Origin of the sequence: Nonomuraea sp. NPDC004580 (assembly GCF_040609855.1) — a bacterium.
GTDB lineage: Bacteria > Actinomycetota > Actinomycetes > Streptosporangiales > Streptosporangiaceae > Nonomuraea > Nonomuraea salmonea.
In genome coordinates this window covers 36983-49649 of record NZ_JBEXLH010000010.1, presented here as the reverse complement: position 1 = coordinate 49649, position 12667 = coordinate 36983, and the positions used below count along the sequence as shown (strand labels likewise).

Annotated in this window: 13 protein-coding genes; 9 read left to right on the top strand and 4 right to left on the bottom strand. The window is 71.0% G+C overall.

The window, feature by feature from the left end; translation table 11 throughout:
* Nucleotides 1–3: 3 nt before the first annotated feature.
* Together ABZW11_RS13490 and ABZW11_RS13485 are read right to left on the bottom strand one after the other, a co-directional pair.
* On the bottom strand, nt 4–1167 hold the full coding sequence (locus ABZW11_RS13490; protein ID WP_355415987.1) for a histidine kinase: 1164 nt from the start codon (nt 1165–1167) through the stop codon (nt 4–6).
* Between the two features lie 47 nt (nt 1168–1214).
* A complete protein-coding gene (locus tag ABZW11_RS13485; RefSeq protein ID WP_355415985.1) occupies nt 1215–3020 on the bottom strand; it encodes an NAD(P)/FAD-dependent oxidoreductase in 1806 nt (601 codons plus the stop codon).
* A gap of 158 nt (nt 3021–3178) precedes the next feature.
* On the opposite strand from ABZW11_RS13485, the gene ABZW11_RS13480 reads away from it, so the two are divergent.
* The 6 genes from ABZW11_RS13480 to ABZW11_RS13455 all read left to right on the top strand — a co-directional run bounded on the left by ABZW11_RS13480 (nt 3179) and on the right by ABZW11_RS13455 (nt 7762).
* Nucleotides 3179–3331, top strand: coding sequence for a hypothetical protein (locus tag ABZW11_RS13480; protein ID WP_355415983.1), 153 nt, complete (start codon nt 3179–3181; stop codon nt 3329–3331).
* 78 nt (nt 3332–3409) lie between these two features.
* Complete coding sequence (locus ABZW11_RS13475) at nt 3410–4504, top strand: TOMM precursor leader peptide-binding protein (protein WP_355415981.1); 1095 nt, start codon at nt 3410–3412, stop codon at nt 4502–4504.
* Nucleotides 4501–5742, top strand: coding sequence for a hypothetical protein (locus ABZW11_RS13470; RefSeq protein WP_355415979.1), 1242 nt, complete (start codon nt 4501–4503; stop codon nt 5740–5742). The genes ABZW11_RS13475 and ABZW11_RS13470 overlap by 4 nt, the downstream gene beginning before the upstream one ends.
* Before the next feature lie 69 nt (nt 5743–5811).
* Entirely contained in the window at nt 5812–7188 is a 1377-nt protein-coding gene (locus ABZW11_RS13465) for a hypothetical protein (protein ID WP_355415977.1), read from the top strand.
* Nucleotides 7163–7495, top strand: a complete 333-nt coding sequence (locus tag ABZW11_RS13460; RefSeq protein ID WP_355415975.1) for a winged helix-turn-helix domain-containing protein — start codon at nt 7163–7165, stop codon at nt 7493–7495. Before ABZW11_RS13465 ends, ABZW11_RS13460 begins: the two co-directional genes overlap by 26 nt.
* Nucleotides 7496–7762: a hypothetical protein gene (locus ABZW11_RS13455; RefSeq protein WP_355415973.1), complete on the top strand. Its 267-nt coding sequence runs from the start codon at nt 7496–7498 to the stop codon at nt 7760–7762.
* Nucleotides 7763–7809: 47 nt separating this feature from the next.
* On the opposite strand, the gene ABZW11_RS13450 is transcribed toward ABZW11_RS13455, so the two are convergent.
* Together ABZW11_RS13450 and ABZW11_RS13445 are read right to left on the bottom strand one after the other, a co-directional pair.
* Nucleotides 7810–8256, bottom strand: a complete 447-nt coding sequence (locus ABZW11_RS13450) for a protein phosphatase (protein ID WP_355415971.1) — start codon at nt 8254–8256, stop codon at nt 7810–7812.
* A gap of 76 nt (nt 8257–8332) precedes the next feature.
* Nucleotides 8333–9103: a GDSL-type esterase/lipase family protein gene (locus tag ABZW11_RS13445; protein WP_355415969.1), complete on the bottom strand. Its 771-nt coding sequence runs from the start codon at nt 9101–9103 to the stop codon at nt 8333–8335.
* A gap of 136 nt (nt 9104–9239) precedes the next feature.
* Between ABZW11_RS13445 and ABZW11_RS13440 the strand changes: the two genes are divergently transcribed.
* The 3 genes from ABZW11_RS13440 (at nt 9240) to katG (ending at nt 12615) form a co-directional block, all read left to right on the top strand.
* Nucleotides 9240–9818, top strand: coding sequence for a helix-turn-helix domain-containing protein (locus tag ABZW11_RS13440; RefSeq protein ID WP_355415967.1), 579 nt, complete (start codon nt 9240–9242; stop codon nt 9816–9818).
* A 93-nt stretch (nt 9819–9911) separates the two neighbouring features.
* Nucleotides 9912–10352 (top strand): Fur family transcriptional regulator, encoded by a 441-nt coding sequence (locus ABZW11_RS13435; RefSeq protein WP_345393356.1) that lies wholly within the window; start codon nt 9912–9914, stop codon nt 10350–10352.
* Between the two features lie 34 nt (nt 10353–10386).
* A complete protein-coding gene (gene katG / locus ABZW11_RS13430; RefSeq protein ID WP_355415964.1) occupies nt 10387–12615 on the top strand; it encodes a catalase/peroxidase HPI in 2229 nt (742 codons plus the stop codon).
* The last annotated feature ends 52 nt before the right edge of the window (nt 12616–12667 follow it).

Here is a 12667-nt window from a genome sequence, read left to right as displayed (position 1 = left end):
TGATCAGCACGGGATCTCCGTCCGGACGAGCGTCGGGCCGCCCTGCGGGCTCGACAGCGACAGTCTGCCGTCCACCACGGCCAGCCGGTCGGCCAGGCCGGTCAGCCCCGTGCCCTTCGCCGGGTCGGCGCCGCCCGCGCCGTCGTCGCGCACCTCGACGACCAGCGTGCCGCGCTCGACCCGGCCGGTGACCGAGCCACGGGTGGCGCCGCTGTGCCTGGCGAGGTTGGCCAGCGCCTCGCTGACCACGTAGTAGGCGGTCACCTCGACCGGCGCGGGCAGGCGTCCTGGCAGGTCGAGATCCACCGCGACCGGAACCGGCGAGCGGCCCGCCACGTCGTGCACCGCCGCCGCGAGCCCCCGGTCGGTGAGCACCTGGGAGTGCACGCCCCTGATCAGCTCGCGCAGCTCGGCGAGCGCCCGCTTGGCCTCGTCGTGGGCCTGCGCGATGAGCCGGCCCAGGTCGGAGTCGGCCACGAGGTCCAGCTTGGCCACGCCCAGCGTCATGGAAAGGGCCACCAGCCGCTGCTGGGCGCCGTCGTGCAGGTCACGCTCGATCCTGCGGCGTTCCATCTCGAACGCGTCCACCAGCCGGGCCCGCGACCGCAGCACCTCGCTCAGCTCGGAGTCCTGCGGCGCCAGCACCGCACGCACCATCGCGCCCCGCGCCCCGCTCCAGGCCGTGATCGTGTACGCCGCCACCGGCAGCAGCAGCACCCCCATCACGGATCCCGCCGTGCCGGCCACGGCGTTGAGGTCGGACTGCACGACCGGCGTGAGGATGAGCACCACGGGCCCGCCGACCGTGAAGGCGAGCATGACGAGGTCGATCCACCACAGCGCCAGCACGGTCATGACCGCGAGCCCCGCCTCCCGTTTACGCCGGTCGGGCGGTCTGGGCACCTCGACCCGATCGACCAGGCGCAGGCGGACGCGTTCGAAGGCGGCGACGGGCAGGACGGTCAGCGCGAGCGCGACGGGCGCCGTCACGACGCCCAGGTACGGCGTGAGGCCGGCGGCCGGCACGGTCGCCGCCACCGTGACCCCCGCCGCCACACCGGGCACCACGCTGGCCAGCAGGTACGCGGCGGCGCGCCACGGCCAGGCGGAGGCCAGGAACGGCAGCGGCCGTCGCGTGAGGGCTTCCAGCGCGGTCCTGTTGAGCATTCTGCGACCGTAACCGCTGGTGAGGGGTGGGGTCAGTAGTGCAGGGTCTAGCTTCTGAACGTCAGGCCCGCGAACTCACCAGAGGTGCGCCAGCGGTCGATGTAGGCGAAGTAGGCCATCGCGCCCTGCGGGTGTCCCACGTTCAGCCACGACTTCAGGCCGAGGTCGCGGCCCTCGTTGTTGTAGTAGCCGGGCGTGCAGTCGGGTGAGCCCATGAGCCGGCCCGTGCCCGACAGCAGCAGCTCGATCCAGGCGTCCTCGGCCTCCCGCGTGGCCTCGACCTGCGTGTGGCCGTGCTCGACGGCGTGCTTGACGATGGCGGCGATGGTCCTGCCCGCCTCGGTGAAGTTGTGTGGGATGTTGGAGATGAGGTTGGCGCCCTGGGCCGGCTGGACGATGAAGACGTTGGGGAAGCCGTGCACGTGCATGCCGTGCAGCGTGCGCATGCCGTCGGCCCAGCGCTGCGACAGCCGCACGCCGCCGCGGCCTTTGACGTCGTAGCCGGCGCGGCGGGTGTAGTCGGTGCCGACCTCGAAGCCGGAGGCGTAGATGACGCAGTCCACCTCGTATTCGCGGCCGGCCACCACGACGCCGCGCTCGGTGATCCGCTCGACGCCCTTGCCGTCGGTGTCCACCAGGCGGGTGCCCGGCAGGTTGAACGCCTGGAGGTACTCGTCATGGAAGCAGGGGCGTTTGCAGAGCTGGCGGTACCACGCCTTGAGCCGGCGCGCGGTCTCCGGGTCGCGGACGACCGCGTCCACCCGGGCTCTGATCTCCTCCATCTTCTCGAAGTCGGCGTCCTCGAACGCGGCCAGCACGCTCTCCTGCGTCACCTGGCCGGGCGGCAGCGCGCTGATCTTCGCGCGGAAGCGGCGGGCGATGTCGGTCCAGCCGTCCATCACCAGGTCCTCGTCGGCCAGGCCGCCGGTCTGGTTGGCGGTGAAGTTCTCCAGCCAGCGCTGCTGCCAGCCGGGCGTCGCGATCGAGGCGAACCACTCGGGGTCGGTGGGCCGGTTGTCGCGGACGTCGACGGAGGAGGGCGTGCGCTGGAAGACGTACAGCTCGCGGCAGGCCCTGGCCAGGTGCGGCACGCACTGGACGGCCGTCGCGCCGGTGCCGATGAGCGCCACCCGCTTGTCGCCCAGCCGGTCGAGGGGCGCGCCCGAGGGGTCGCCGCCGGTGTAGGCGTAGTCCCAGCGGCTGGTGTGGAAGGAATGTCCGGCGAAGTCGTCGATGCCGGGGATGCCGGGCAGCTTGGGGACGTGCAGCGGGCCGATACCCATGGCGACGAACTGCGCGGTGAACGCGTCGCCGCGATCGGTGCGGATGAGCCAGCGGGAGCGGGCCTCGTCCCACTCCAGGTCCAGGACCTCGGTGTGGAAGAGGGCGTTGTCGTACAGGCCGAAGTGCTTGCCAATGCGGCGGCAGTGCTCCAGGATCTCGGAAGCGTGCGCGTACTTCTCGGTCGGCATGTGGCCGGTCTCTTCGAGCAGCGGCATGTAGACGTACGACGCCGTGTCGCACTGCGCGCCCGGGTAGCGGTTCCAGTACCACGTGCCGCCGAAGTCGCCGCCCTTCTCCACGATGCGCACGTCGGTGACGCCGGCCTCCTTGAGCCGGGCGCCGGTGAGCAGCCCCGCGAAGCCGCCGCCGATGAACGCGACCGTCACGTGGTCGGTCCTCGGCGGGCGCTCGGTGACGGGGATGTAGGGGTCTTTGAGGTAGTGGGCGAAGCGGCCGGTCAGGCGGATGTACTGGTCGTTGCCGTCGGGCCTGAGCCGCTTGTCACGCTCTTCGCGATATCTGCGGCGGAGCGCGTCCTTGTCGAAGGCGGGACGGTCGGCGACGGTCATGCATCCCCTCCGGCGGCGTGCGGCTTCTCCGGAACCTATTTTCAGAATGGCATTCGGAAATAGCTACCACAAGCACGAAAAAATACGGCATTGACGGCTATATCACGCAAGTGTCAAGATCTTGCCCACCAAGAGTGGCGAGTGAGACTCAGGTTGAGGTGCGTGTCCCTCGCCCGCCGTCGTTCGGGGAGTCTCCCCGGCTTGAGATCGAGAGCGAGGAGATGTCGATGAAGAAGAAGAAGCTCGAGGTCAAGATCAGGAAGCTCGAGAAGATCGAGACCACCATCAACCGCGGCGGACAGAGCGGTTGATCTACTGACATACCGGAACCGGTCGGCGTTCGTCCGGCCGGTTCCGCTTGTCAGGGACTGGAAGGAGAAGGTGACGACGTGCGCCTGCCCAGGGTCAAACGCGTGCACCAGCCGTTCCTGCTGCCGGGCAACCGCATCGTCATCGGACTGTCCCAGTTCGGGGTGGCCTCCGAGATCGCCGACGACGACGAGGGCAGCATCGCCGCGATCGTGACCCTCATGGACGGCACCAGGACGGTCGAACAGATCTGCGCCGACTTCACCGCGACCCGTCCCGACGTGGACGACGACAGCGTGCGCGAGGTCATCGACGGCCTGATCGAGGGCGGCTTCATCGAGGACGCCGGAGCACCCGTACCGGCGAACCTCACCGAACGCGACCTCGCCAGGTACGCATCGGCGCGCCACTTCTTCAGCTGGATCGACACCACGCCACGGACCTCACCGCACGAGATCCAGTCCAGGATCAAGGCGGCCCGGGTGAGCCTGCTCGGCGTCGGCGGCACCGGATCGGCCGTGGCGGCGGGACTGGTCGCGAGCGGCATCGGCGCGCTGCGGATCGCCGACTTCGACCGCGTCGAAGAGTCGAACCTGACCCGCCAGCTCCTGTACGCCGAGTCGGACGTGACCAAGCCCAAGGTCGACCAGGCCGTCGCCCGGCTGCGGGCCATGAACGGCGCGGTCGCGGTGACCGGCAGCGACACCAAGGTGACCGGCCCCGCCGACGTCGTGGAGCTGATGAGCGGCCACGACCTGTTCGTCCTGTGCGCCGACGAGCCCCATCCGGAGATCGTCGCGTGGACCAACGAGGCCGCCCTGCGGACCGGCACCCCGTGGTTCATGAGCCTCTACACCGGACCGATGGTCGTCGTGGGCTCGTTCGTGCCCGGCGAGACCGGCTGCTGGGCCTGCCTGGACCGGCAGGAGGAGGCCCGCAAGGAGAAGGAGCTGGGGCGGCTGCTGCCGGAGTCACGGCCGAACGCGGTGGTCGCGGCCAGCGCGAACATCAGCGGCCACCTCTGCGCGCTGGAGGTGCTGTACCAGCTCGGCGGCCTGCCGGCACAGACCCGCGGCCGGGTCTTCCACTGGAACATGGCCGTCTGGGACCACCAGTACTTCATCGACGTCCCGCGCGACGACGACTGCCCGATGTGCGGGCCGGGGGCCGGGTGAGCGTCCCGGCGGCCGAGGTCGGCGCGGGCAGCGTCGTACGCCTGCACCCGCTCGTCGTCCGTCCTGATGACGACGACCCGGAGATGATCGTGGCCGGCCGCCCGGACCTCGGCGAGTTCGTCGAGCTGCCCGCGGTGTGCGGCGAGGTGATCCGGCTGCTCGGCGAGGGGCGGCCCGTCGCGGACGTCGAAGCCGTCATCGCCGACGAGCACGACGTCGAGCTGGACGTGGCCGACTTCGTGGAGTCGCTCGCCGACCTCGAGTTCGTGGCCGAGATCGACGGGCTGCCGCTGCCGGGGACCGCGCCGAAGGCCGCCCACTTCCCCGGCATCACCGAGCGGCACGTACGGTGGCTCTTCGCCAGGCCCGTCAGGCTGGCCTGGCTCGCCGTCGTCGCGGCCGCGGCGCTGACCGTCGTCGTGCGGCCGGAGCTGTTCCCCCATCACCGTGACTTCTTCTGGAGCGAGTACACCGGGCTCTCCGTGCTGGTCAACACGGCCTTCTTCTCCGTGCTCGCGAGCGTGCACGAGATGATGCACCTGCTGGCGGCGCGTTCGCTCGGCGCTCCCGCACGCATCGCGTTCGGCACCCGGCTGCACTACCTCGTCGTGCAGACCGACGTCACCGCCATCTGGGGGGTGCCCCGCAGGCACCGCTACCGCGTGTACCTGGCCGGGATGGCCTCCGACCTCCTCCTCATCGCCACGATGCTGCTGGCCGTGGCGTACCTGCCGCTGCCGGGCTTCGCCGATGCGCTGCTGCGGGCCTTCATCCTGACCGCGCTGCTGTCCCTGCCCCTCCAGGCCCAGATCTACATGCGCACCGACCTCTACTTCGTGCTGCGCGACCTGCTCCGGTGCAAGGACCTGTTCGGGGACGGGCTCCGCTACGTCCGGTACCTGCTCGCCCGGGCGGTCACCCCGTTCACGAAGCCCGCATCGCCGGTCGCCGACCCCACCGGTGAGCTGGCCCCGCACGAGCGGCGGGCCGTGCGGATCTACGCCGTCGCCCTCGCCGCAGGCGGTTCCGTCACGCTGACGGTCTTCGCCTTCTACGGCGGCCCGATCATCATCAACGGGCTGGTCCACGCGCTGGCCGCCGTCTGGGCCGGCCTGCACGGCGGACCCGCGATCGCCGCGATCGACGCCGCGCTGCTCATCCTGGTCGAGGGCGGCATCCAGGTGATGTTCCTGGTGACGTTCTTCAGGACGCGCCGGCCGTGGCTCCGCCGGTCATGACGACCACGAGTGCTGACCGGGATGTCCACTATTGTGTGGTCGCGGGACTCACGAGGAAGCGGATCCGTCTTGGCCCATCGCGCACTGGTCATCGCCCTGTTGCCGGCGATCGGGCTGCGCGTGCTCGCCGTGCTGGGCTTCCCGCCGGCCATCCTGTTCTACGGCGACTCCTTCGCCTTCCTGCGTGAGGAGCTGACCCCGGGCACGACGCGGCCCTCCGGCTACTCCCTGCTGCTCGCGCTGCTGCGCCCCGCCCACAGCCTCACGCTCGTCACGGTCCTGCAGCACCTGCTCGTGCTGGGGCTCGCCGTCGGCCTGTACGCCCTGCTGCGCCGCCGCGGCCTGCCGGGCTGGGGCGCGACGCTGCTGGTCACCCCACTGCTCTACGACGAGTTCATGCTCCTCCTGGAGCACATGATCATGGCGGACGCGGTCTTCATCGTGCTCGTCGCCGGCGCCGTCGCGCTGATCACCTGGCGGGTCACCCCCACGACCGCGGCCGTCGGCGGGCTGCTGCTCGGCCTGGCCGGCATCACCAGGACCGTGGGGCTGCCGCTGCTCATCCTGACCGCCGCCTACCTGCTGATCCGCCGCTACGGGTGGCGTCCGCTGGTGGCGCTGCTGGTCGCCGGGGCGCTTCCGCTGGGTGCGTACGCGGCCTGGATGAAAGCCGAGAAGGGGACGTACGCGCTGACCGAGGCGGACGGGAACTTCCTGTGGTCGCGCACCATGAGCTTCGCCGACTGCGGGGTGATCAAGCCGCCCGAGCGGCTGGCGGTGCTCTGCCCCGACATGCCGGTCGAGGAGCGGCCGTACCCGCCCTACTGGCTGTGGGAGGACTTCTCGCCGCTGCCCAAGGTGCCGGGCACGGCCAACCGCAACAAGCTCGCCGGGGAGTTCGCGCGGGCGGCCATCCTCGCCCAGCCGGGCGAGTACCTCGGCGCCGTGGTCACCGATCTGGGGCAGCTGTTCCGCTGGGAACGGACCTCCGCCGACGAGAAGACGCCGTACAAGCTGCCCTCCTCCGAGCGGCCCATCAGCTCGTCGGTGCGGGGGGTGGCGGAGGCGTACGAAGCCGGGCCCGCCGCCACCCGCGTGGTCGAGCCGTTCGCCGGGTGGCTGCGGGCGTACCAGCGGTTCGGGTACGTGCCGTTCCCGCTGCTCACGCTCGTCCTGGTCGGCGTGCTGGTGGCCGCGCCGCTGCGGCGGCGGTGGGACGCGCTGCTGCCGGGGCTCGCCGCGCTCGCGCTGGTCGCCTCGCCGCCGTTCCTCGCCGCCTTCGACGTCCGGTACGTGATCCCCGCCATTCCGCTGATCTGCCTGGCCGTGGGGCTCACCTTCGGGCCCCCGACGTCGTTCCTGGCCGGACGCCGGGGTGCTACGGTCCCGGTGGAAGGCCGTACACACGCGATGGGAAGCTATGACGGAGGCAGGGCCGACGGGTGACGCCCTGGTGGAGATGCTGGCGGCGCTGGCCAACCCGCTGCGCCTGCGCATCATCGCCGAGCTGAGCGCCGGGCGCGACTACGTCAGCCACCTGGCCCGCGTCATCGGCGTCAGCCGGCCGCTGCTGCACATGCACCTGCGCCGGCTGGAGGCCGCCGGGCTGATCACCGGCACCCTTGAGCTGTCCGACGACGGCAAGGCGATGAAGTATTACGAGGTCACCGACTTCGACCTGCACCTGACCGCGCCGGCGCTGGCCGAGGCGGCCAAGACCCTCACCAGGCCGGACCCCGAGGAGGGCTCATAGATGGCACTGTCGTGGCCCGAGGTGATCTTCTACCTGGGCGTGCTCGTTCTGGTCACGTTCTTGATCAGTGTGGTCGTCGTGGGCTCGTTCGACGCCCGCAAGTCCCGGCGCCAGGCCGACCAGGCGGAGGAGCTGCGCCGGCTGGTGCAGCGGTATGAGCAGCTCGCCGAGAAGACCATGGACGCCCAGCAACGCACCGCCGCCGACCTCGCCGAACTCCGCTCCCGCGCGGCCTCGATCGAACAGATCTTACGAACGGTCGAGTGACGCCTGATGCTGCGGCGAGCGGTCGCGGCTCGGCGCCCGGGCCGGCCTCATGGCCGGTCGAGTGACGGCTCAGGGTCGAAGCGGGCCACGTAGCGGCGTTGCCAGGGGGTCTCCACGGCGTGGCGGTCGTAGTGGGTGCGGACGTAGGCGACCGCCTCGGCGGGTGGGACGCCGTCGAGGACGGCGAGGCAGGCGAGGGCGGTGCCGGTGCGTCCGCGGCCGCCTCCGCAGGCCACCTCGACACGCTCCGACGCGGCGCGCTCCCACGCCTCGCGCAGATCTGCGGCGGCCTGCCGGCGGTCGGACGGCAGCCAGAAGTCGGGCCAGCGCACCCACCGGTGCTCCCAGCCGACCGGCGGCGGGGCCTTGCCCAGCAGGTAGAGGGCGAAGGCGGGCTCGGGGCCGGGCGGGAGCGGATGCCGCAGGCCCCTGCCGCGCACCAGCCGCCCGGACGGCAGGCGCAGCACCCCTGGCGCGTCAAGATCCCAAGTCATGGCGCGAGCGTAACCCGCCCCACCCGCCGACGGCAGCGACACAACGCCCTTTCCGCGTTGGGCGGACACGCGGCGGTCAAGGCTTGCCCGTGAGCCAGGCTGCGGTGAGGTCGGTGACCATCGAGGCGGCGCGGTCGGTCAGGTGGATGTGGTCCACCAGCAGCATACGGCCGCCTGACGCCGCGATCTCGTCCCAGCTGCGGCGTAGCAGGTGGTGCTGGGCCGCGACCGTGAGTGCGAGGGGGAAGCTGAAGGCGTAGGGCGTGCGGGGGCCGGCCTGGCTCAGGGTGTCGGCCATGCGCTCGTACAGGGGGAGGTAGTCGGCGCCCGTCGCGGCGGCGACCTCCTTGATGGCGGCGTTGTAGGCAGGCAGCCGGAGGTTGGGCCCGGTGTCGAGGTCCTCGCCGAGCGGGGGCAGCGACATGAGCGCGACGCGGGCACCGGTGGTTGTGACGCGCTCGACGAGGGTGCGCAGGTCGGCGCGGTAACGATCGGGCGGGACGTCGTCGCGTACGTCGTTGGTGCCGATGAGCAGCGTGACGGCGGCCGGGCGGCAGGCGACGACGTCGGTCTCGACGCGGGCGAGCAGGTCGGCGACCTTGTTGCCGTTGACGCCCGCGTTGACCACCTCGTACGCGGGATGCCGCGCCCGCACCGCCCCCACCCAGTCGGCGCCCAGCGAGCCCTGCGTCATGCTGGCCCCGGCCGCCACCAGGCGGGGCCGGGTGGGCTCGGCGCCGCAGGCGGCGGACGGCGGGCTGTCGGGCGCCCGCAGGAAGGTCAGCCAGCCGACCACCCCGGCGGTCCCGAGGACGAAGACGAGCAGCGTGCTCAACGTGATGGTCACCGGGCGCACGACGACACCCCCGAGAAGAGATCCACCTGACGGACTCCTATGGTGAGTAAACGCTCACTAACTTGTTCGGCGATGCTAGTGAGCGTTTACTAACCACGTCAACTCCGCCGAAGGGACCGGATCGGACATGGGAACGAGGAACGTCATCCTGGACGCCGCCGCCGCGGTGATGGCCGAGCACGGCCTGGCCAACGCGACGACCAGGCAGATCGCGCGGAAGGCCGGCTTCACCGAGGCCGCTCTCTACAAGCACTTCGCCAGCAAGGCCGACCTGCTGGTGGCCGTCCTGCGCGAGCGCTCCCCCGGTTTCGGCGCGCTGGCGGCGGCGCTCCAGGGCGGAGCCGGCCTGGAGAAGGACCTGACCGCCGTGGCAGGAGCGGCGATCGCGTTCTACCGGGCCGGGTTCCCGATGCTCGCCTCGATCTTCGCCGACCCCGGCACGCTGTCCGCGCACAAGGAGGAGCTGCACCGGCAGGGCGCGGGCCCGCACAAGGCGAACGAGGCCGTGGCCGCCTACCTGCGCCGTGAGCAGAAGGCCGGCCGGGTGCGCGCCGGCGCCGACGTACGGGCGGCGGCGGGCCTGCTGCTGGGCGCCTGCTTCCAGCACGCCTTCCTGGAGCACATGTCGCCCCCGGGCGAACGGGACGACGACGAGGCGGCGGCGGCGGGTTTCGCCCGCGCCCTGCTCGACTCGCTGACCCCCTGATCCAAGGAGTGGTCAAAGTTCCTTTAAACGACACTAAGATTGCATAATTCGTTATCTTGTATCGTTCGCGTTTAGGTGATTAGGTTGGGCGCTATGACCGCACCCCAGACGCCGACCGGCGCCGAGGAGCTACGCAGCGTCGGGCTGCGGGTGACCGCCGCCCGGGTCGCGCTGCTCGAAACCGTCCGCGACGGTGACCACCTCGACGTCGAGGCCATCGCCTCCGGGGTGCGCGACCGCGTCGGCCACATCTCGCTCCAAGCCGTGTACGAGGCGCTCAACGCCCTCACGGCCGCGGGCCTCGTCCGCCGCATCGAGCCGGCGGGCAGCCCGGCGAGATACGAGGGCCGGGTCGGCGACAACCACCACCACGTCGTCTGCCGCGTCTGCGGCGCCGTGGCCGACGTCGACTGCGCCGTCGGACACGCGCCGTGCCTGCACGCGTCCGACGACCACGGCTTCACCATCGACGAGGCCGAGGTCATCTACTGGGGCCTGTGCCCCGACTGTTCCACCGCCACCAGCAGCTCTTGAGCACCCTGAGTCACATAGTCCGGAGGGATTCCCATTGTCTGAGAACCACGACGCGATCGTCACAGACGCGAAGACAGAGGATGGAGGCGGCTGCCCGGTAGCCCACCGCGCGCTCCACCCCACCCAGGGCGGCGGCAACCGTCAGTGGTGGCCTGAGCGGCTCAACCTGAAGATCCTGGCGAAGAACCCGGCCGTGGCCAACCCCATGGGCGAGGACTTCGACTACGCCGAGGCGTTCAAGAGCCTCGACCTGCCGGCCGTCAAGCGCGACATCGCCGAGGTGCTGACCACCTCCCAGGACTGGTGGCCGGCCGACTTCGGGCACTACGGGCCGCTCATCATCCGGATGGCCTGGCACAGCGCGGGCACGTACCGCATCAGTGACGGCCGCGGTGGCGCCGGCGCAGGACAGCAGCGCTTCGCCCCGCTCAACAGCTGGCCCGACAACGGCAACCTCGACAAGGCCCGCCGCCTGCTGTGGCCGGTCAAGAAGAAGTACGGCAAGAAGCTGTCCTGGGCCGACCTGCTGATCCTGGCCGGCAACGTGGCGCTGGAGTCGATGGGCTTCAAGACGTTCGGCTTCGCCGGCGGCCGCGAGGACGTATGGGAGCCGGAGGAGGACGTCTACTGGGGCCCCGAGACCACGTGGCTCGGCGACGAGCGCTACTCCGGTGACCGCGAGCTGGAGAACCCGCTCGGCGCCGTCCAGATGGGCCTCATCTACGTCAACCCCGAGGGCCCCAACGGCAACCCCGACCCGCTGGCCGCCGCCCGCGACATCCGCGAGACGTTCCGCCGCATGGCGATGAACGACGAGGAGACGGCCGCGCTGATCGCCGGCGGTCACACGTTCGGCAAGACCCACGGCGCCGGCCCCGCCGAGCACGTCGGTCCCGACCCCGAGGCCGCGCCGCTGGAGGAGCAGGGTCTCGGCTGGCGCAACTCGTACGGCACCGGCAAGGGCGGCGACGCCATCACCAGCGGCCTCGAGGGCATCTGGACCCCCACCCCGACCCAGTGGGACAACAGCTTCCTCGAGACCCTGTACGGCTACGAGTGGGAGCTGTTCAAGAGCCCCGCGGGCGCCTGGCAGTGGCGGCCCAAGGACGGCGCCGGCGACGGCACCGTCCCCGACGCCCACGACCCGAACAAGCGGGTGGCCCCGACGATGCTCACCACCGACCTGTCGCTGCGGGTCGACCCGATCTACGAGCAGATCACCCGGCGCTGGCTCGACCACCCCGACGAGTTCGCCGACGCGTTCGCGCGGGCCTGGTTCAAGCTGACCCACCGCGACATGGGCCCGGTCGTGCGCTACCTCGGCCCCGAGGTGCCCAGCGAGACGCTGATCTGGCAGGACCCGCTGCCCGAGCGGACGTACGAGCTGATCGACGCCGGCGACGTCGCCACGCTCAAGAGCCAGATTCTGGCCTCCGGCCTGTCGGTCTCCGAGCTGGTCTCCACCGCGTGGGCGTCGGCCTCGTCCTTCCGCGGCAGCGACAAGCGCGGCGGCGCCAACGGCGCCCGCATCCGCCTGCAGCCGCAGGCCGGGTGGGAGGTCAACGACCCCGACAGGCTCGCGACCGTGCTCGGCACGCTTGAGGGCATCCAGAAGGCGTTCAACGGCGCGCAGACCGGCGGCAAGCAGGTCTCGCTCGCCGACCTGATCGTGCTGGCGGGCAACGTCGGCGTCGAGAAGGCCGCCAAGGACGCGGGCTTCGAGATCGAGGTGCCGTTCCGTCCCGGTCGTGTGGACGCCACGCAGGAGCAGACGGACGTCGAGTCGTTCGCCGCGCTCGAGCCGACGGCCGACGGCTTCCGCAACTACCTGGGCAAGGGCAACCGGCTGCCGGCCGAATACCTGCTCATCGACCGCGCCAACCTGCTGACGCTCAGCGCGCCCGAGATGACCGTCCTGGTCGGCGGCCTGCGCGTGCTCGGCGCCAACCACCAGCAGTCCCAGCACGGCGTCCTCACCACGACGCCCGGCACGCTGACGAACGACTTCTTCGTCAACCTGCTCGACCTGGGCACCACCTGGACGGCGACGTCCGACGACAGCAGCACCTTCGAGGGCCGCGACGCCGCCACCGGCGAGGTCAAGTGGACCGGCACCCGCGCCGACCTGGTCTTCGGCTCCAACTCGGAGCTGCGGGCGGTCGCCGAGGTGTACGCCTGCGACGACGCCAAGGAGAAGTTCGTCAAGGACTTCGTGGCCGCGTGGGACAAGGTCATGAACCTCGACCGGTTCGACCTGGCCTGATCGCTCGGTCTCACGGGCCCGTCACCTTCGAGGTGGCGGGCCCGCCTTTTTC

Excerpts from the sequence above, each read along its gene's own strand:
- ABZW11_RS13450 (WP_355415971.1), bottom strand. The coding sequence starts at position 8,256 with ATGACTTGGGATCTTGACGCGCCAGGGGTGCTGCGCCTGCCGTCCGGG.
- ABZW11_RS13455 (WP_355415973.1), top strand. The coding sequence starts at position 7,496 with ATGGCACTGTCGTGGCCCGAGGTGATCTTCTACCTGGGCGTGCTCGTT.
- ABZW11_RS13440 (WP_355415967.1), top strand. The coding sequence starts at position 9,240 with ATGGGAACGAGGAACGTCATCCTGGACGCCGCCGCCGCGGTGATGGCC.
- ABZW11_RS13460 (WP_355415975.1), top strand. The coding sequence starts at position 7,163 with ATGACGGAGGCAGGGCCGACGGGTGACGCCCTGGTGGAGATGCTGGCG.
- ABZW11_RS13490 (WP_355415987.1), bottom strand. The coding sequence starts at position 1,167 with ATGCTCAACAGGACCGCGCTGGAAGCCCTCACGCGACGGCCGCTGCCG.
- ABZW11_RS13485 (WP_355415985.1), bottom strand. The coding sequence starts at position 3,020 with ATGACCGTCGCCGACCGTCCCGCCTTCGACAAGGACGCGCTCCGCCGC.
- ABZW11_RS13435 (WP_345393356.1), top strand. The coding sequence starts at position 9,912 with ATGACCGCACCCCAGACGCCGACCGGCGCCGAGGAGCTACGCAGCGTC.